The organism is Guopingia tenuis (assembly GCF_014384805.1).
Lineage (GTDB): Bacteria > Bacillota > Clostridia > Christensenellales > Christensenellaceae > Guopingia > Guopingia tenuis.
Window position 1 is genome coordinate 260,335 of the sequence record NZ_JACRSS010000001.1, and the last position, 18,871, is coordinate 279,205.

The 18,871-nt window shown below is 50.7% G+C and carries 14 protein-coding genes and 1 pseudogene; 4 read left to right on the forward strand and 11 right to left on the reverse strand.

Annotation, left to right across the window (positions count from 1 at the left end):
• The first annotated feature begins 56 nt into the window (after positions 1-56).
• Positions 57-1,118 carry a tyrosine-type recombinase/integrase gene (locus H8693_RS01310; RefSeq protein WP_249279471.1) on the forward strand — a complete coding sequence of 354 codons (1,062 nt, stop codon included), beginning with the start codon at positions 57-59 and terminating at the stop codon, positions 1,116-1,118.
• Positions 1,119-1,129: 11 nt separating this feature from the next.
• On the opposite strand, the gene H8693_RS01315 is transcribed toward H8693_RS01310, so the two are convergent.
• The 9 genes from H8693_RS01315 to H8693_RS10770 all read right to left on the reverse strand — a co-directional run bounded on the left by H8693_RS01315 (position 1,130) and on the right by H8693_RS10770 (position 14,389).
• A complete protein-coding gene (locus tag H8693_RS01315; protein WP_249279472.1) occupies positions 1,130-1,723 on the reverse strand; it encodes an HAD-IB family phosphatase in 594 nt (197 codons plus the stop codon).
• Positions 1,724-1,744: 21 nt separating this feature from the next.
• The gene (locus tag H8693_RS01320) at positions 1,745-3,028 is read right to left on the reverse strand and encodes a methionine gamma-lyase family protein (protein ID WP_249279473.1); all 1,284 of its coding nucleotides are present in this window, start codon (positions 3,026-3,028) and stop codon (positions 1,745-1,747) included.
• A complete protein-coding gene (miaA, locus tag H8693_RS01325; RefSeq protein ID WP_249279474.1) occupies positions 3,025-3,969 on the reverse strand; it encodes a tRNA (adenosine(37)-N6)-dimethylallyltransferase MiaA in 945 nt (314 codons plus the stop codon). Before miaA ends, H8693_RS01320 begins: the two co-directional genes overlap by 4 nt.
• A 2-nt stretch (positions 3,970-3,971) precedes the next feature.
• A complete protein-coding gene (mutL, locus tag H8693_RS01330; RefSeq protein WP_249279475.1) occupies positions 3,972-5,924 on the reverse strand; it encodes a DNA mismatch repair endonuclease MutL in 1,953 nt (650 codons plus the stop codon).
• Between the two features lie 12 nt (positions 5,925-5,936).
• The gene (mutS, locus tag H8693_RS01335) at positions 5,937-8,504 is read right to left on the reverse strand and encodes a DNA mismatch repair protein MutS (protein ID WP_249280091.1); all 2,568 of its coding nucleotides are present in this window, start codon (positions 8,502-8,504) and stop codon (positions 5,937-5,939) included.
• 198 nt (positions 8,505-8,702) lie between these two features.
• On the reverse strand, positions 8,703-11,090 hold the full coding sequence (locus tag H8693_RS01340) for a homocysteine S-methyltransferase family protein (RefSeq protein ID WP_249279476.1): 2,388 nt from the start codon (positions 11,088-11,090) through the stop codon (positions 8,703-8,705).
• 3 nt (positions 11,091-11,093) lie between these two features.
• Complete coding sequence (locus H8693_RS01345) at positions 11,094-11,744, reverse strand: vitamin B12 dependent-methionine synthase activation domain-containing protein (RefSeq protein ID WP_249279477.1); 651 nt, start codon at positions 11,742-11,744, stop codon at positions 11,094-11,096.
• Positions 11,731-12,615, reverse strand: a complete 885-nt coding sequence (locus H8693_RS01350) for a methylenetetrahydrofolate reductase (RefSeq protein ID WP_178621901.1) — start codon at positions 12,613-12,615, stop codon at positions 11,731-11,733. The genes H8693_RS01345 and H8693_RS01350 overlap by 14 nt, the downstream gene beginning before the upstream one ends.
• A gap of 166 nt (positions 12,616-12,781) precedes the next feature.
• Complete coding sequence (locus tag H8693_RS10770) at positions 12,782-14,389, reverse strand: collagen-like protein (protein WP_249279478.1); 1,608 nt, start codon at positions 14,387-14,389, stop codon at positions 12,782-12,784.
• 477 nt (positions 14,390-14,866) lie between these two features.
• On the opposite strand from H8693_RS10770, the gene H8693_RS01360 reads away from it, so the two are divergent.
• On the forward strand, positions 14,867-15,931 hold the full coding sequence (locus H8693_RS01360) for a tetratricopeptide repeat-containing glycosyltransferase family 2 protein (RefSeq protein ID WP_249279479.1): 1,065 nt from the start codon (positions 14,867-14,869) through the stop codon (positions 15,929-15,931).
• Positions 15,932-15,985: 54 nt separating this feature from the next.
• Here the strand turns inward: H8693_RS01360 and H8693_RS01365 are convergent, their stop codons facing one another.
• Both H8693_RS01365 and thpR read right to left on the reverse strand, forming a co-directional pair.
• Positions 15,986-16,447: a methylated-DNA--[protein]-cysteine S-methyltransferase gene (locus H8693_RS01365; protein ID WP_330605673.1), complete on the reverse strand. Its 462-nt coding sequence runs from the start codon at positions 16,445-16,447 to the stop codon at positions 15,986-15,988.
• Positions 16,402-16,950, reverse strand: a complete 549-nt coding sequence (thpR, locus tag H8693_RS01370; RefSeq protein WP_178621904.1) for an RNA 2',3'-cyclic phosphodiesterase — start codon at positions 16,948-16,950, stop codon at positions 16,402-16,404. The genes H8693_RS01365 and thpR overlap by 46 nt, the downstream gene beginning before the upstream one ends.
• A gap of 121 nt (positions 16,951-17,071) precedes the next feature.
• On the opposite strand from thpR, the gene H8693_RS01375 reads away from it, so the two are divergent.
• Together H8693_RS01375 and H8693_RS10810 are read left to right on the forward strand one after the other, a co-directional pair.
• The gene (locus tag H8693_RS01375) at positions 17,072-18,256 is read left to right on the forward strand and encodes a ComEC/Rec2 family competence protein (RefSeq protein ID WP_283243713.1); all 1,185 of its coding nucleotides are present in this window, start codon (positions 17,072-17,074) and stop codon (positions 18,254-18,256) included.
• A gap of 214 nt (positions 18,257-18,470) precedes the next feature.
• Positions 18,471-18,815, forward strand: a pseudogene (locus H8693_RS10810) (hypothetical protein); the annotation flags it as partial.
• Positions 18,816-18,871 lie beyond the last annotated feature (56 nt).

Here is an 18,871-nt window from a genome sequence, read left to right on the forward strand (position 1 = left end):
GATTGACCTGAAATTCCAATACTCTACCTGTCCTGCAGGCAAATTATAATAAATTTATGGAAAAGAATAAATCTTACTACGATCAAAGAAATATCGATACTCTGCAAAAAATTCGTTCTCTCCTGCTGGAGCTTCCGGATTGGTTTGGCGGCTTTATGCGCGCGTGTGAAACAACGCATTCTGCTTTGACACGCCTAAACTATTGTTTCGATACGCGCGTTTTTCTTACATATCTTGTGCAGGAGCATCCGGATTTTTATGGATATTCCATGAAATATATCACGACGGATATGATCGGCCGTCTGTCCCTCACGGATTTGGAAATTTATGTCGAATATCTGGGATATTATGTGGACAGCGAGGAAAATGAACATGAAAATGCAGAGCGCGGCAAAGCAAGAAAAATTGCCAGCCTGCGCTCTCTGTTTAAGTATTTATATAAAAAAGAGCTGATATCTTCCAATCCAGCCGAGCTTTTGGACATGCCAAAAATTCATGAAAAAGCGATTGTTCACTTATCTCCCGAGGAAGTTGCCGCTATGATCGACGTAATTGAATCTGGCGAAGGCTTGAGCAAAAAGCAGCTGCAATATCACAAACAGACCATGCGGCGGGATGCCGCCATTTGCGTTTTGTTTCTCACGACGGGCATTCGTATCAGCGAACTGGTGGGATTGGATATTGCGGATGTCGATTTTGAAAATTTATCCTTCAAAGTGACAAGAAAAGGCGGAAATCAAAGTATCCTTTATTTTGACGCTGAAACAAAAGAGGCCTTGCAGAAATATATCGATGAGCGAAAAGCCCAGGGAAGTTATTCTCTCCGCTCCCCCCTCTTTTTATCCATGCAGAATAAGCGGATGAGTGTTCGCAGTGTGGAAAACATGGTGGAAAAGTATGCCCGGATCGCTGCACCGCTGAAAAAAATAACGCCCCATAAGCTGCGCAGCACCTATGGGACGATGTTATATCAGGAAACCGGCGATATTTATCTGGTGGCCGATGTTTTGGGGCACAAAGACGTAAACACCACGCGCAAGCACTATGCCTCAATGTCGGATGAACACCGTAAACGGGCCGCAAAGGCCATCCGTCTGCGGAAAAAATCGGATGAATAAGACGCCTTAAGCTAGCGCCCCGCATGATTCCTGGTTTTCCAAATTTTGATGCTGTTTCTTTTTACTTTATAGGAAACCTTAGCGGCAGAGGCCATGGGCCGGTCTTTTTTGGAATCCGAATAGAAAGCCTCCAGGCGGGCTTCCGGCTTTTCCTGCTGAAACCGCTTGAGCTTTTCCTTTCCGATGCAGGTGCGCCCGCCTTTCACCGTTCCGGTTTTCAGATCCACCTGCGTGGCCACATAACCGGCAAAATTCAACCGCTCCTGGAGCGCCTTTATCAAAAAATCTGCGGAAGCGGAAACGATAAGAACGTTCTCCATATGGAGGCTATAAAACCATTTTTTTATTTTTCGGATATTTTTATCCCAAAATTCCTGAATCAGCTGTTCAGGATTTTCCAGCTCCGGCGTGAACCGATAGAATTTTTCCGTGTTCTCGTGAAAATCATGGAACCGGAGCAGATATTTTATGTAATTGCCCAGATGCTTTAAGAAAAACATGTTAAGCCCCTGGGTTTTTCGCATACAAAACAGAAAGAAATCGATGGAACAGTTGCCGCGATAGATGGTGCCATCCAGATCGCAGCCGACATAAGTCTCCTGCATAAACTCTCCTATTTTTTAATTTTAAACCGGCACTTTCATATATGTGAGCGCCAGCATCAGAGCCAGTTTGATATTTTCCAGCGTCAGCCCTCCCTGAAAATAGGCGACATAGGGCTTTTTGATGGGAGCATCTGCGGAAAGCTCAATGGAGCTGCCCTGAATAAACGAACCAGCTGCCATGATGACTTTATCCTGATATCCCGGCATATCCCAGGGATAAGGAACCACATTGCTGTCGATGGGAGACGCTTTCTGCACCGCCCGGATCAGTTCCACAAGCTCATTTTCCGTCTTTGTCAAAATGGCTTGGGTGATATCCGAGCGTTTGGCCGAAGCCGTCGGAAATACCTCATAGCCCAGTTTAGAAAACACCGCAGCGGACAGCGTTGCACCGCAGAGCGCATTTTTCACTACGCCTGGGGCAAAATAGATGCCCTGGAAAAATGGAAGATAACCTGCCAGATATGAGCCGATCTCATCGCCGATTCCCGCGCAAGTCATACGCTGGGAAATGAGGCGGATCGCCTTCTGCGTGCCGGCGATATAGGCGCCGGTGGGGGCGATTCCCGCCCCGGGGTTTTTGATCAGAGAACCGATGATGACATCCGCCCCCACTTCCGTGGGTTCCCGGGTTTCGCAGAATTCCCCATAGCAATTATCCACAACGATATAGACCTCCGGGAATTTTTCCTTAACGCGCCGGATTACCTCCGCGATTTCATCGATACGGATAGCCGGGCGCAGTTCATATCCCCTGGAACGTTGAATATAAACGATTTTAATCTTTTTGTCAATGTAAAGAGTATCCAGCACAGTGTCAATATCAATTCTGCCGTTTATTAGATCGCATTGCCGGTACTGGACGGCAAAATCCCTGAGGGAACCATTCCCCTCCTCTCCATCCAATCCAATCGCAGTAGAAAGCGTATCATAAGGGCGTCCGGTGATGGAGAACAGCGTGTCCAAAGGGCGAAGAAGGCCAAACAGGGCGATATTGATGGCATGGGTTCCCGAGGAAATCAGCGGGCTGACCAGCGCTCTTTCCGCGCCGAATATCTCCGCAAAGACTTCCCCCAGCTTTTCGCGCCCTTCGTCTGAATATCCATATCCCGTCGTGCCATAGAAATGCCGGCTGGAAACGCCACAATCCCGAAAAGCACGGATCACCTTATAGGAATTGATCTCGCAAATTTCCTGATATTCTGCAAATTGCGGCTGCAATTCCCCCATCGTTTTTTCCACAAATTCTGCGATTGCGGGAGAAATCTGAAATGTATCACATAAAAACTGATCTGCTGTTTTCAACGCTGTTTCTGCTCCTTTAAACCCTTTTCTATCCATTGCATAACATCCGACTCCAGACCGGCAAAACTTTCATAGGAATCCGCAAAGAACCACTGAATGCGCGGTTCCCGGCGAAACCATGTCATCTGCCGTTTTGCAAAGTGCCGGGTATTTTTTTTAAGCTGCTCCACCGCCTGGTCCAGGGATTCCTCTCCGTGAAAATAAGGGAGAAATTCCTTATAGCCAATGGCAGAAAACGCCTGGATCTCCGGCCCATAGTTATCATAAAGCCTGCGTGCTTCGGCTTCCAGGCCCTGTTCCATCATTTGGTCAATCCGCCGTTCTATATCCGCATAAAGGCGCGCACGCTCCTTGGTCAAACCAATCATTAGAAAATTGTATTCCCCGTTTTCCTTTCGGAACTGGAAAGAATTGCGCTTTTCTTCGGGCAAACGAGCGATTTCAAGCGCACGAATGACCCGTTTCATATCATTATAATGAATCCGTTTCGCTGCAGCCGGATCCTTTTCCGCCAGCAGTCCATGAATATATTCCTTTCCCTTTTCTTCACAGAGCTGCTCCATCTCCCGGCGAAAATCTTCGTCCGGCGCTGCACCGGAAAAATCCAAGTCATATGTGAGAGCATGAATATATAGCCCCGTTCCCCCGGCGACAATCGGCAAAACGTCTCGATCCAGCAATTTTTGTATAACAGCAAAGGCATCCGACCGATATCTGGCAGCCGTATATTCCTGATTTGGCGGCAAAAAGCCCAGCAAATGATGGGGGATGTTTCCCATTTCCTTTTTTGTGGGCCGGGCAGTGCCAATCTGCATTTCGCTGTATATCTGCATGGAATCGGCGGAGATAATTTCTCCGCCCAACCGTTGGGCCAGGGAAACAGACAAAGCAGTTTTTCCCGTGGCCGTCGGCCCCGTGACAATCAATACATTTTTCTTCAAAGCTAAACTCTCCTTTTAAAACCCTTTTCCAGGTCTGCCTTTGAGAGTACAACGGCAATGGGACGCCCGTGCGGGCAGTTGGGAATAATACCCTGCTCTCGAATTTCACGGAGAAGGCGCTCAATTTCCGCCTCAGGAAGATTCTGACCCGCCTTGATAGCGCGTTTACAAGCCCCTTTTGCAATTTTTCCCAGCCGAATGGGAATGTCCTGCTCTCCGGGCCGCTCCATCAGAGAATGAAGAACATCTTCCATCACCATCCGGGGACTCACGTCACCCAGAATCTGCGGAACCGCCTGAATTTCATAGGTAAAAATATCCTCGCCCGAAGGTCGGATTTCCAAACCGATGGAACGGATCAAATCGATATTTTCTTCGATCAGCTCCCGTTCCTCATGTGTGGCATGAAAGATTTCCCCAACCAGCAACCGTTGGCTGATATGCCGCTCGGTTTCCTGGGCCAGCAGCTTTTCATAAAGCAGGCGCTCATGCGCCGCATGCTGATCTATGAAATACAGCGTATCGCCGGATTCCACAATGATATACGATAAAAAAGCGGAACCAAGAATTTTATAGTGGACAATTTGGGTGATGAGCGGCGCTGCTGGCGCTTCCCCCTGCCCATCTTCCGGCGTTTCTTCGGTCTCAGGCGGAAGAACCGTTTCCAAGGGCCGTTGGTGCTCTTCCGCGTTCTCATCCTCTTTCTCTCTTCCGCCAAGAAAGCCTACGGCATAATCTTTTTCCCACAAGGCATTCTGCATTGCCTCCGGCGCAGGAGCCGATACCGCCGAATCCTTTACCTCTTTGGGAGCGCATTCCGGTCTTGGAAGATTCCCTGCCAGGTTCATGATTTCTTCAATGCTTTTTTGGAGCTCGCTTTGCCCCAGTTTTGCGGGTTCCCGCTTTTCTTCTGCCGCTTCCGCTGGATATTCCTTCTTTTCCGGGATTTGCAGCACTGGTGTACGTCGAAAAATTCCCAGCCCGTCGAGAACTGCATTGTTTACCGCATATTCTACTGCATTTTCATCGCTGAAGTGCACCGTCAGTTTATTGGGGTGTACATTCACATCCACTTCACTGCGATCCATATCGATATGCAGCACATAAAAGGGATAATTTCCCTTCATCAGACGTTCCCCGTAGCTGCGCGCCACGGCGTTTTGCAGAGCGGCGGATTTGACATACCGTCCATTGATATAAAAAGACCCGGCTTTTTGCGTTTTATACGTCCAGTTAGGCGAACCGATATATCCCGATACCCGGATATTGTTTACTGTAAAATCGACGGGGAGAAGCCGCTCTTTATATTCCATCCCATATACGCAAAGAACCGCCCCCATCAGGTCTCCGTTTCCCGGGCTGTGCAGCAGCGTCTTTCCATTGCAGGAATAGCGGAAAGAAACTTCCGGATAGGCCAGAATCAGACGGCTCACAATATCCGTAATTGCGGCGGCCTCTGCTCCCGGCTTTTTTAAGAATTTCAGCCGGGCCGGCGTATTGAAAAACAGATTGTCGACAAGGATGCTTGTCCCTTCGGGAAGCCCGGCTTCCCGGATATATTCCACCTTTCCGCCCCGGGAATATAGCTCCATTCCTGCATCATGACTTTGGGCCCGGGAACGGATGGTAAGCATGGAAACGGCGGCGATACTGGAAAGCGCCTCACCGCGGAAACCCATGGAGTGAATCGCCTCTAAATCAGCAAGCGTATAGATTTTGCTTGTCGCATGCTTTGCTATCGTCAGCGGCATATCTTCAGGTTCAATTCCCATTCCATTATCCGAAACACGGATCTCCCGAATACCGCCTTCTTCCACATGGATGGAAATCGCGGTGGCCTGCGCGTCCACAGAATTCTCCACCAATTCCTTGACAATGGACGCCGGGCGCTCGACAACCTCCCCAGCGGCAATCCGCCCGGTTATGGTTTCATTCAGAAGCTGTATCTTTCCCATAAAACTCCTTTGCTATCGCACCATTTGCTTCAGATCGTTGAGGACCGAAAGGGCTTCCAGGGGCGTCAGCGAATTGATATCCAGCCCCCGGAGGGTCTGCTGGATCCTCGAGATATTTCTGCTCAATTCCTCGGACTTTTCTTCGGCCTCTTCTTTTGGCAGATCTAGTCCCTGCAGGCTGGGCTTGGCGTTTTTCTCCAATCCTATAAGAAGGTTTCTCGCCCGCTCCAAAAGAGCCTCGGGCAAGCCGGCAAGCCGGGCAACCTCGATGCCAAAGCTGCGGTCAGTTCCGCCGCGCTTGATTTTATGCAGGAATATAATCGTCTTTTCCATCTCTTTAACCGTGATGGAATAGTTTTTGACGCCGGGCAGAATCCCCTCCAATTCCGTCAGCTCATGGTAATGGGTGGCAAACAGCGTTTTTGCCCCCAGGTTCTTGGTCTTTAAAATATATTCTATGGTGGCCCAGGCGATGGAAAGACCATCCAGCGTGCTGGTGCCCCGGCCAATTTCATCCAGAATCAGAAGGCTCTTTTCCGTGGCATTATTCAAAATGCTGGCCAGTTCGTTCATCTCCACCATAAAGGTACTTTGCCCGGAAGCCAGATCGTCCGAAGCCCCTACCCGGGTGAACACGCGGTCTACAATGGAAATAGATGCCGACGCCGCGGGAACAAAGCAACCGATCTGCGCCATAATTACAATCAAGCCGGTTTGGCGCATGAACGTGCTTTTCCCCGCCATATTGGGCCCGGTGATGATCATGAGAGTATTTTCTTTGGTATCCAGATAGGCATCGTTAGGGACAAAATCCTGCCGCACTGTTTTTTCCACAACCGGATGACGCCCCCCCTTGATTTCGATGACGCCATCCTCCCGGATCGCGGGCTTAACATAATCGTTATCGTAAGCCGCCTGGGCAAAGGACTGCATCACATCCACCAAGGCTATAATCTCCGCGTTTGCCTGGAGAGCATTGATGAAGCCCGCCAGTTTTTCCCGGATTTGCAGAAACAGCTGATATTCCAGTTTGCTGCATTTATCGCTGGCGGATAAAATCGTATCCTCCAGCTCCTTCAGTTCGGCGGTAATATATCGCTCCCCTCCCGCCAGAGTCTGGCGGCGGGTATAGCGGTAAGGCACCTGGTTCAGATAGGACTTTGTCACTTCGATATAGTAACCAAATACCTTATTGAAGCCAATTTTCAGGTTTTTGATTCCTGTTTCTTCTCTCTCCCGCTGCTCCAACGATGCCAGCCAGTCTTTTCCGCTCTTCGTGGCATCCCGGTATTTATCCACATCTGCATTAAAGCCATCCCGGATAATCCCCCCGTCTTTGATGCCGTTAGGCGCATCGGGATGAATTGCGGATTCCAGAAAACGATAAAGATCCTCCAATGGATCCAGGTTTTCCCCGCTATGCTTTAATAAGGAGGATTTTGCCTGCAAAAGAAGTGATTTGATCCCGGGAATAGCCTCGAGGGACTGTTTCAGCGAAAGGGCGTCTCGGGCGTCCAATGTACCATAGGAGATTCGCGCCAGAAGCCGCTCAATGTCATAGATTCCGCCCAGCTGTGCGCGGAGTTCACTGCGCAGGCAATAATCATTCTTCAGCTCGTCAACCGCACTGAGACGTTCATTGATGGCCCGTTTCTTTAAAAGGGGCTGCTCAATCGCTTTTTTCAGCAGCCGTCCCCCCATCGAGGTTTTGGTTTTATCCAGCAGCCACAAAAGAGATCCCCGCTTATTCTTGCTGCGGATGGTTTCCGTCAGCTCCAGATTCCGGTGCGTAAAGGGATCGACGATCATATATTCCCCTGTGGAAATCTTCCGGATTTTTTTGATATGCATGAGAGAGTTTTTCTGCGTTTCAATCAGGTATTGCAGAAGTGCTCCCGCCGCGGAAATGGTTAGGGATTTTGCTGAAATATCAAAACCCCGCAGGCTGATTACTCCGAAGTGCTGCAATAGGAGTTTATGGGCGGTGTCGTGCTGAAACGCCCAAGGGTAATAGGGAGACGCATAACAGTCCTTATAGGCGCCGACAATTTTTTTCAGAATCTGGTTTTCCTCTGGATAAAGAATTTCTTTAGGCGCAACCCGGGTCAGCACATTGGCAAGCTCCTGACCATTCTCTGCCTCTTCCACATAAAAACCGCCCGTTGAAATATCCGCGTAGGAAACGCCGAAGCGGCCTTTTTCCTCATAGAGGGAAAAGATATAGCTGTTTTCGTTCTCTTTGAGCATGGAGCTGTCGGCGACTGTGCCCGGCGTAATAATGCGGGTGATCCCTCGTTCCACCAGTCCCTTGGCCTGCTGCGGGTCCTCCAGCTGCTCACAAATAGCAACCTTATAACCTTTATCAATGAGCTTTGCGATATATCCATCCACAGCATGATACGGAATGCCACACATTGGAGCGCGTTCTTCCAGACCGCAGTCCTTCCCCGTCAGCGTCAATTCTAATTCCTTTGAGGCAATTTTTGCATCTTCAAAGAACATCTCATAAAAATCGCCCAACCGGAAAAAGAGCAGACAATCCTTATTTTTTTCCTTGATATCCAGATACTGCCGCATCATCGGGGTAAGTGCCAATGATTTTGCCTCCTTTATGACTGCCGTTTATTTTCCCGCTGCATCGTTTTTGACGGAATGCATATTAGAAAACGACTTTTTATAAACCTATCCCTTATCGGCGGGATGATATGTGATCATTATACCATATATTGTGTTACAATGCATGGAAAAAATCGAAAATCAACGAAATTCTTCCTTTTTTCATGTAGTATGGTGAAATAGCTGCTGGGCATAGTAAACAGAAGCCATAGCGTCCTTGCCATAGAAATCTGCACCGATCTGGTCGGCATATTCCTGCGTCAAAACAGCACCTCCGACCATAACCTTGCAATCCGGTTTTGCTTTTTTCAGCATTTGTATGGTGGACTCCATATGGAGTACCGTCGTTGTCATCAGGGCGCTGAGTCCAATGAGCTGCACCTGATTTTTTAATGCCTCCTCCACGATTTTTTCTTCCGCCACATCCTTGCCCAGGTCGATCACATCATACCCATAATTCTCCAAAAGGACCTTAACGATGTTTTTGCCAATATCATGGATATCCCCTTTTACCGTGGCAAGAATGATCTTTTCCCGCTTTTCCTGCGTTTTTCCCAGGCGCATCAGGTGTTCTTTGATTACTTCAAAGGCACTTTTCGCCGCCTCCGCACTCATCAGCAGCTTAGGCAGAAAAACCGTTCCTTCTTCAAATCCCTTGCCCACGACATCCAGCGCAGGCACCAGCTCTTCATTGATGATTTTCAGAGGCTCTTTCCCTAGGTCGAGGTAAGCCTTTGCGGCTCCTGCCGCCTCTGCTTTTAAGCCGCAGAGGACGGCATCATAGAGCGAAGCCGCCTGATTTGCACTCTGGACAGCAGGGACAGGCGTTTCCGCCTGGCTGAATTTATTAATATAGGCATCAAAATTGGTATCCAGCCCCATGAGAGCCAGATATCCATAATATGCCCGCATCATTGCCTCTGAAGCGGGATTGATGATTGCAGCGTCTAATCCTCTATATAGCGCCAAAGTATAGAATCCGGCATTTAAAATTTCCCGCTGCGGCAAACCGAAGGAAACATTGGATACACCAAGAATCGTCCGTACTCCCAATTTTTCCTTGATAAGCCCGACAGCCTCCAGCGTCACCTTCGCCGCGTCCGTTGCGGAGCTGACCGTCATGGTCAGGGCATCCACCACAATATCCTTTGGCTGGATGCCATAGGAAGCTGCCGTTCTGACGATTTTTTCCGCGATGGCCAGCCGTCCCTCAGCCGTTTCCGGTATTCCATTCTCATCCAAGGTCAAGGCGACGACAACACCGCCATATTTTGCAACAAGCGGGAATACAGCCTCCATAGATTCGCGTTTTCCCGATACCGAATTGACCATGGCCTTTCCGTTATAAGCCCGCAGGGCACTTTCCAAAACCCGAGGGCTGGAGCTGTCGATTTGCAGGGGAAGATCGATGACCGACTGGAGCTCAAACAGGACACGATCCATCATTTCCTTTTCATCGATTTCCGGCAGGCCTACATTTACATCCAGAATATGGGCCCCGTGGTCTTTCTGCATGAGCCCCTCCCGCACTACATAAGTAAGATCCTTCTCCCGGAGGGCCTGTTTCATGAGTTTTTTCCCCGTGGGGTTGATGCGTTCACCGATGATTACCGGCTTTTCCCCAATTTCCACCGTCTTGGAATACGAGCTGACCAGCGTCTGCTTTTTCTGTATTACCGGAAGAGGCGGAAGATCTCGGCAGATCTTCACCATCGCTTCCAAATGTGCCGGCGTCGTTCCACAGCAGCCGCCCAGAAGACGCGCCCCCCGCCGGGCCATGCGCTCCATGGAGGCAGCATATGTCTCCGGCGGGACGTCAAAAACGGTTTGTCCGTTTTCTGTCCGAGGCATACCTGCATTGGGGTTGACAATCACAGGCAGAGAACTATATTCCAGGAATGCTGGCAGAAGCATCTCAAATTGATCTGGACCCAGGCCGCAGTTCATCCCGATTGCATCCGCGCCAAGCCCTTCCAGGAGAGCAACGACGCCTGGAATATCCGCGCCCGTCAGGAGCTTTCCCTGGGCGTCAAAGATCATGGTGGCGGCAACCGGCAGTTTTGAATTTTCCTTTGCCGCCAAAAGTGCCGCCTTTATTTCCAGCGTATCGCTGAAAGTTTCCAACAAAATGAGATCTGCGCCGGCCTTTTCGCCTGCTCGCACCATCTGGGCAAATGTATCATAGGCATCCTGAAAGGATAGATCGCCAATGGGTTGCAGCAACTTCCCCGTGGGGCCGATATCACAGGCAACATAGCAATTCGGCCTTCCCCATCGGGCGACAGCCTGCCGGGCCAGCGCAACACCGCGTGCCACCGCTTCTCCCGCACGCTCTCCCATCTTTATGGAATTGGCTCCAAACGTATTGGACGATAGGATCCGACAGCCGGCGCGCAGATATGCCGTGTGGATCTCTTGAATCGTTTCCGGATGTGTAAAATTCCATTCCTCCGGCTTTTCTCCCGCCTGCAGGCCTGCCTGCTGCAGCATGGTGCCCATCGCGCCATCAAAAAACATTATTTGGTTTTGCAGATCCTCTAAAAACGGCATCGCCTACTCCTCTCTAAATGCACAATTTCTATTTTCACATGCCTGACATTTGCTTTTTGCCACACATTTTTCTTTCCGGGGAGAAAAACCGATAAATGCAGTAACAGATTTGGTCGGAGAAAGCATGCAGCTTTCCGTGACAGTAAGACCGATCCGCTTTGGCGCCTGCGTCCATTCGAGCACCTTTTTTTGCAGAGAAATGGGAAAATCCCCATAACCGGGGGAATAGCGGCTGCGAAGATAAAGGCCTTTTTCTGCATATGCCTTTTTGATCTGTTCCTGGAGACCATCCAGGGATTCTTCCAGATACGCGGCCAGCGTTGCCTGCATTATAACGCCCTTGGCCATATCCCGCACCGAACATTCCCGAAGCATCCGATCTCCTTCCCATCCAAGCGTTGCCGCAAGAACAACCGTTCCAATGCACCCGGAAATATATCGAGTGAAATCCGAGGAATGCACCCATTCTTCTCCGATTTTAACAGCGTTTTTCTCTAAATTGCATTGAATCGGAAGCTCGGTCCAGATATGGCGAGGCTGGAGCCGTGCCGCCTGTTCCCGGCATTCGGCTATGGCGCAGAGCACTTCTTCTTCCGGAGGGCTCGCTTTTTTATATCCCAGGTACCGCAGAATCTCCCGCTCAATTTGTTCCATTGGTATCTTCCAGCAGATAGGATATGTTTTGCATGATCTTCGCCGCCACATCCGGCTTGTTCATCGTATAAATATGGATTCCCCGCACGCCGTTGGCAATCAGATCGACGATCTGTTCTGTTGCATAGGCAATACCCGCCTGTTTCAGGGCTTTGGGATTATCTCCGAATTTATCTGCAATGGCTTTGAATTTCGGCGTCAGAGAGGTTCCCGAAAGCCGGCAGATCCGCTGGATCTGCGCCTGATTGGTTACTGGCATCACCCCGGCAATAACGGGAAGACGGATTTCCCGAAGCAGGGCGCGGTATAAAAAGCTATAGAGAACGTTGTTGTCAAAAAACATCTGCGTGGTAAGAAAATCGCAGCCCCGGTCTGCCTTCTCCTTCAGATGATCCAAGTCCTCTGCCTTGTTTTTGCATTCAACATGCCCTTCGGGATAACAGGCAGCCCCAATGCAAAAATCTCCCCGCTCCTTAATCTCGTCTATCAGCTCAAAGGCATAACGATACTGTCGCGGGTTAGGGAAATCCATCCCTTCGGGGATATCACCGCGCAGGGCCAGGATATTTTCAATGTGTTCTTCCTTCAATCTGTCGAGCATCGCCGCTACATGATCCTTTGTGGAAGAAACACATGTCAGATGCGCCAAAGCCGTAATTCCAAGATCGTTTTGGATATGAGATGCGATGGCTACAGTATTTTGGGAGGTACCTCCTCCAGCGCCATAGGTCACACTCATAAAATCCGGCCGAAGGGCGGCAATGGCGTCCGCCGCCTGTACCACAGGTGAAAAATTGCCGCCCGCTTTTGGCGGGAATAATTCGCAGGATACGCTGACCTTTCCCGAATTCAACACGTCTATAATCTTCATTCTTTCTTCCTCTCCCCTTCATTGCCATAAGCCGCCGAAGGACTGTTCCGCATGGAATAGAAATGGCTTCTCTATTCTTTTGCAGATTTATTATATCATAAATTTCCATCCATCCAACAAAAAAGTGCAGCCGAATTGGCTGCACTTTCCTGTTCTTTCGTTTTTGTTACATCATGGGACCTATCCGGGTAATGGTCAGATATCCGTCAGCTCCATTGGGCGATCCCAGAACAACATCCGAGGCCCCCGCTTCTACTTCCGCATAGATACTCTCTCCCGCATTCAAAGTTTTTATCATAATCATCGAGGAAAGCCCGCCCGTCTCGATGGGATAGACATTCCGCTCTGTGTCACTGACAATAGCGAAGGATCCGCTTCCCGCAGAGGAATATAGCCCGAAGTTCACAAGGTACGTTCCAGCCTCATTAACGATGAGCCTATTGCCGCCGTCTGCAACATTATAAGAGCGGACAATCTGCAAAGGAACCATCTGCGTCGTGCCAGCGGGGATGGTCGTTCTCGCCGTAATCAGACTATAGGCGGCCACTAAAGGCGGCTCCCCACCTGCGGGCCCCGGCTCTCCACGGGGAATGACAAAGTCCAGATAATGCACGCCATCCTGAAGCGTATCCGTCACGGAGGCATCTTCTCCCGGCTGACCTGTCGTCGTGCTGCGGACCACAAGAGATTCCGTCGCGCCCGCAGGACCCTCCGGTCCTTCCGGCCCCTCTGGCCCTGTGGCGCCGTCGGCACCTGTCGCGCCGCGGGGAATGACGAAGTCCAGGGTGTGAATGCCGTCAGCAACCGTATCCGTTACAGATGCTTGCTCTTCCGGTTCGGCAGTTGTCGTGCTGCGAACAGCAATCGTGTCGGCGGCTCCTGTCGTTCCTGTAGGACCAGTTGGTCCTGTTGGTCCTGTGGGGCCAGTAGGCCCTGTCGGGCCTGTGGGTCCTGTAGCTCCAGTGGCGCCGGTCAATCCAACGCCCGTTGCTCCCGTAGGACCCGTAGCCCCAGTGGCACCTGTTGCCCCAACTGCTCCGGATGCACCTGTTGCTCCCGTGGGTCCTGTAGCTCCGGTGACACCAGCAGCACCTGCTGCCCCTGTGGCTCCAGTGGCACCCGTGGGCCCGGTGGGGCCCATAGCTCCATTCATTCCCGAGGGACCTGTTGGCCCCATCGCACCGTTAGTTCCTGCAGGTCCTGTAGCACCTGTCGGGCCTGTGGGTCCTGTGGGGCCGGTGGGGCCTGCCGCACCAGTGGAACCCTGTGGGCCGGTGGGACCTGTAATTCCCTGTAAACCAATTTCACCTCTCGGACCCGTGGGGCCCGTGGGGCCCGTCGGTCCCATAGCCCCGTTGGTTCCTGCAGGCCCCGTGGGCCCAGTGGGTCCCATGACCCCATTGGTCCCTGCAGGTCCTGTAGCGCCTGTCGGTCCAGTCGGCCCCGTCGCGCCTGCAACGCCATTTACTCCATTGGCACCCGTCGGCCCCGTGGGCCCAGTGGCTCCAGTGGGGCCGGTTGCGCCGGTTGAGCCTGTCGGCCCAGTGGGTCCCATAGCGCCGTTCATACCATTTGTCCCTGTCGCTCCAGTTGGACCTGTCGGCCCCATAGCCCCATTCATTCCAGGAGGCCCCGGAATTCCCATGGGTCCCGTGGGGCCTGTCGGTCCCGTAGGCCCGGTGGCACCTGTCGCCCCACCCTGCGGGCCAGGCGCTCCTGTGGGGCCGGTTGCCCCCGTGGGCCCCTGCGGCCCTATAGGTCCTATGGGACCCATAGGGCCTGTCGGACCAACAGGGCCGGTGCAGCACGGCGGTGCGGGCGGCGGACAAGGAGGCGGGCATGGCGGAGGGGGACACGGCCCAGGCCCGGGCGGCGGACAATTCGCCCCCTGTAAACCCGCATTTTGCGCGGTGTTCGGGATTCTGGCACCATTTTGCATGTTTCCGTTTTGGCGGTCAAAGCCAAAGGGATTCATTCTTCCCATAAAAAAATTATTTGCCAATACAAATCACCTTTCCTAAATAATTGTCTGCGGCAGCATCTATCTCGTCCGTACAAATATATGCACACCGGACAGATATTACCATACACTATATTAGTATGGCGCCCGGCGGTGAAGGGTTACAGATTCTTAAAATTAAAGCAGAAGAAAATGGGAGTCAATGCTGGGATGGGGCTCAGCAGAGAGAGCTTTGATAAGAAAGTAAAAAAGGATGAATTTGCCGCGCAGCAGATAATAAGGAGAAAGATTATGATTGAAATTAGTCTTTGTATGATTGTTAGAAATGAAGAGAATGTTCTTGGGCGTTGTCTTCAATGCGCGCAGAGCTTTGCAGACGAAATCATCGTGGTGGACACGGGTTCCACTGACGGGACAAAAGCTCTTGCAGAAAATTTTACAAAAAAAGTATTCGATTTTCCCTGGACAGATGATTTTGCAGCAGCCCGCAATTATTCCTTTTCCAAAGCAACCCGGGATTATATCATGTGGCTGGACGCGGATGATGTTGTCCGCCCGGAAGACCAGGAAAAAATATTGCAGCTAAAAAAAGATTTGGATCCATCTGTCGATGTCGTCATGATGAAATATCTGGCCGGATTTGATGAACTGGGAAACCCAACTTTTGTGTATGACCGGGAGCGCCTGCTGCGCCGTGCGGCCCAGCCCGTCTGGGAGGGTGCGATTCACGAAGTGATCACACCGTTTGGCAATATCTTAAAAACGGATATCGCCGTATGCCATAAGAAAATAAAGCCCGGCGATCCCGACCGCAACCTGCGCATATTTGAAAAAATGATAAAAGACGGCAAAACCCTTTCACCCCGGGAAAAATTTTATTATGGCCGGGAGCTGATGTATCATGGCCGATATGATGAGGCAGGCCATATTTTTCGGGATTTTCTGGAAGAAGGCCAGGGATGGATAGAGAATAAGATTGAGGCATGCCTGAATCTTGCCTATTGCCTGGATGCGTTGGGGAAAAAGGATTCTGCACTTCAATCGCTATTTTCCAGTTTTCACTATGCGGCTCCCCGGGCAGAAATCTGCTGCGAAATCGGCCGGATATTTTTATCCCGGGAGCAATACTCGCTCGCTATTTTTTGGTATGAACAGGCGCTTCGCTGCCGGCCGGAAGAAAACCAGGGTTTTTTAAAACAGGACTGCTATCGTTTTATCCCTTATATGCAGCTTTGCGTCTGCTATGACCGCATGGGAGATACGGCCAGAGCGAAAGAATATAATGAAAAAGCCGGCGCACTGAAGCCTCAGCATCCGGCCTATCTTTACAATGTGCGGTATTTTTCTTCCCGTTAGTAGCCAGCCGTTTTTTCCAGCTAGAGCAGCGTTTCCTTCAGCTGCCGTCCTGCGCTATATCCCGTCAGGCATCATGCTTCCGTCGGCCTCAATAACACGGTGGCACGGCACAACAATCGCGAGAGGATTCCGGTAATTTGCCCTTCCCACCGCCCAGCAGGCCTTTTCATTGCCGATCATCCGGGCAATTTCCCCATAACTTCGAGTTTCTCTATATGAGATATGTCGATGTGCATTCCAAACTTTCTTTTGAAACTCCGTTCCGGAAGGATCCAATGGGATGGCAAAATCCTTTCGGGAACCGGCAAAATATTCGCGAAGTTCCTCTGCCATGCGGCGAGGTAGAGGCATTTCACGCAATGCCGCGTCTTCGCTTTGGGGCAAAGGCCCAAAGATAATTTTTGTAATTCCATGCCTATTTTCCAAAATCGTAGTCTGTCCAATCGGCTTTTCATAGGCAAAAGCATAGTTTACCGCTGTTCTGGCCCATCCTTCAGCCCCAATGGGGTTTTCCAAATTTCTTTATAGACAAGCTTATCATGAATTCGCTGAGACTGCATCAAAAAAATGTGGTTCACATGGCTGATTATGGGTACCATCCGAATGGTTTTCGTCGGCTGATCCATTCGGATGCGCCTGCCAAGCGTGATATGCGGACGAAACGGCCTTGGATCCAGGCAGAAGCCCTCCTGCCGCAAAAGACGATATAGGTTTTCCCGAAGCGCATATAATTCTGGCGGCGCCTGTACACCCATCCAATATAAGCCGCCGTCCTTTTGCGGAAAACATCCCATCCCCCGTAGTTTCATATTAAAATCAGGACCGGCACTTTGCTTCATGCACCACTTGATACTGTCGATCTTCTCTTCCCCGATTTCTCCAAGAAAGGCAAGGGTCAGATGAAAATTCTCACTGCGGGTGAAATTTCCTTTTTCCGCATGCCGGCGCAATTCATCCCTTACACGTTCTATCTCCTGCTGTGCTTCCCTTGAAAATTGACAGGCAATAAATAAACGCATTTTTCCTCCTGATACAATATATTTTATCCCGTGTGCTTTTTACTTTTACATATGTCGACATTATATGCACATAATACATATTATTATTGTATTACACAATACTTCTTGGAGAATATACATAATGAAACCTCAAAAAAAGCACGTTTTGCCCTGCATTCTCTTGTTTTGTCTTTTTTTATGTCTATCCCTTTTTGTTTCCGCCTGCGGAGTTGGACAGCCGCCGCCTGCCGCCTTTTCTTCCATTCCGGATTCAGCAGCCTCTGCGATAGAAACGGAAAAAGCGCAAGAAAGCCAGTCCCTCTCTCCTTCCTGGAATTCCGCCGCCCCGCTCAAGGTACATTTTCTTGATGTGGGGCAAGGAGACAGTGCCTTTTTGCAGCTTCCCGGTGGGGAAACGCTCTTGATTGATGCCGGAAATCCCGGCGACGGCCCGCGCATTATTCACTATATACGATCCCTAGGGGTCACGCATATCAACTATATTATCGCTACGCACCCCCATGCCGACCATATCGGCGGAATGGCAGAGGTCATCGATAATTTTTCGGTCGGCGAAATTTATATGCCTAAGGTCACACATACGTCCAGGACATATGAAATGCTGTTGCAGACCATCCGGGATAAACAGTTGAAAATCCATAACGGAACGGCCGGAACCGTCATCTATGACCAGGAAGAATGCCATGCGGAAATTTTATCCCCGGCAGATCCAGCTCTGTCAGATGATCTGAACGACGCTTCTATTGTCTGCAAGGTACAGTATGGGGCGACCTCTTTTCTGTTTACCGGGGATATATCCGCGGCGGCGGAGAGTTGGATTTCCGATCCCTCCTGTACCGTATTGAAGGTTGCACATCACGGAAGCTCCGGCTCCAGTTCCGCTGCGTTTTTAGACAAGGCTTCCCCGAAGTATGCCGTCATTTCTGTCGGTCTAGAAAATTCCTATGGGCATCCCGCGGAAGATACTCTCAATCGCCTGAAGGAAACCGGAGCTGAAATTTTTCTGACTTCCCAACAGGGAACCATCGTTTTTGAAAGCAGCGGAGATTCGGTTTGGCTTTCCGTTTCCAAACGACCTGGTCCCAGCTGCACTCCGGAATTCTCCCCCGCTCCTCCATCCCCAGATGGAACCAGCGGGCAGGAAATTTCCACGGAAAGCACGGTTTATATCACGAAAACAGGGAAAAAATATCATCGCTCCTCCTGCTCTTATCTCAAAAGCAGTAAAATCCCAATGGAGCTGTCAGCTGCCAAGGAAAAAGGCTATTCCCCGTGCAGCCGATGTCATCCAGACGAATCCCTTTAGACGAGTAAAAAATTTAAGCCACTTCTTTGTATATGTATCATACTCTTTTATGGAAAAGAAATCCATAAAATCCGGAACCTCAGAAAAATGACAGGAATATAATAGCAGTAAAAAATAAAAAGAAAGATAGATGAATATGAACTGCTATAACGATCCTTATCCACATAAATCTTGTCAAAATTGTTTCATGAACTGTCAGCCGCGTTGCTGTGTGGGCCCTACCGGACCGACTGGCCCTGCGGGGGTTCCTGGTCCCCCGGGAAAAAATGGCGCCACTGGGCCAACAGGCCCTACGGGGGCTACCGGCCCTGTAGGACCTGTCGGTGCCATGGGACCGACAGGCATGCTGGGACCAACCGGAGCAACCGGGGCTACGGGTGCTATGGGCGATATTGGCCCCCAAGGCCCGGCTGGCCCCCCTGGAATCACCGGGGCTACGGGCTCCATGGGCGCGACTGGCCCCACAGGTCCTGTAGGGCCCACCGGAGCGACAGGCGCTGCCGGACCGCAAGGGCAGAGCGGGTTACCTGGGGCTACAGGCCCCACAGGCCCGACGGGAAGCACTGGAGCGACAGGAATTACAGGGGCCGTTGGCCCTACAGGTCCGGCAGGTGT

Excerpts from the sequence above, each read along its gene's own strand:
- H8693_RS01340 (WP_249279476.1), bottom strand. The coding sequence starts at position 11,090 with ATGCCGTTTTTAGAGGATCTGCAAAACCAAATAATGTTTTTTGATGGC.
- mutS (WP_249280091.1), bottom strand. The coding sequence starts at position 8,504 with ATGATGCGGCAGTATCTGGATATCAAGGAAAAAAATAAGGATTGTCTG.
- H8693_RS01360 (WP_249279479.1), top strand. The coding sequence starts at position 14,867 with ATGATTGAAATTAGTCTTTGTATGATTGTTAGAAATGAAGAGAATGTT.
- mutL (WP_249279475.1), bottom strand. The coding sequence starts at position 5,924 with ATGGGAAAGATACAGCTTCTGAATGAAACCATAACCGGGCGGATTGCC.
- H8693_RS01375 (WP_283243713.1), top strand. The coding sequence starts at position 17,072 with ATGAAACCTCAAAAAAAGCACGTTTTGCCCTGCATTCTCTTGTTTTGT.
- H8693_RS01350 (WP_178621901.1), bottom strand. The coding sequence starts at position 12,615 with ATGAAGATTATAGACGTGTTGAATTCGGGAAAGGTCAGCGTATCCTGC.
- H8693_RS10770 (WP_249279478.1), bottom strand. The coding sequence starts at position 14,389 with ATGGGTCCCATAGGACCTATAGGGCCGCAGGGGCCCACGGGGGCAACC.
- H8693_RS01315 (WP_249279472.1), bottom strand. The coding sequence starts at position 1,723 with ATGCAGGAGACTTATGTCGGCTGCGATCTGGATGGCACCATCTATCGC.
- H8693_RS01345 (WP_249279477.1), bottom strand. The coding sequence starts at position 11,744 with ATGGAACAAATTGAGCGGGAGATTCTGCGGTACCTGGGATATAAAAAA.
- thpR (WP_178621904.1), bottom strand. The coding sequence starts at position 16,950 with ATGCGTTTATTTATTGCCTGTCAATTTTCAAGGGAAGCACAGCAGGAG.
- H8693_RS01310 (WP_249279471.1), top strand. The coding sequence starts at position 57 with ATGGAAAAGAATAAATCTTACTACGATCAAAGAAATATCGATACTCTG.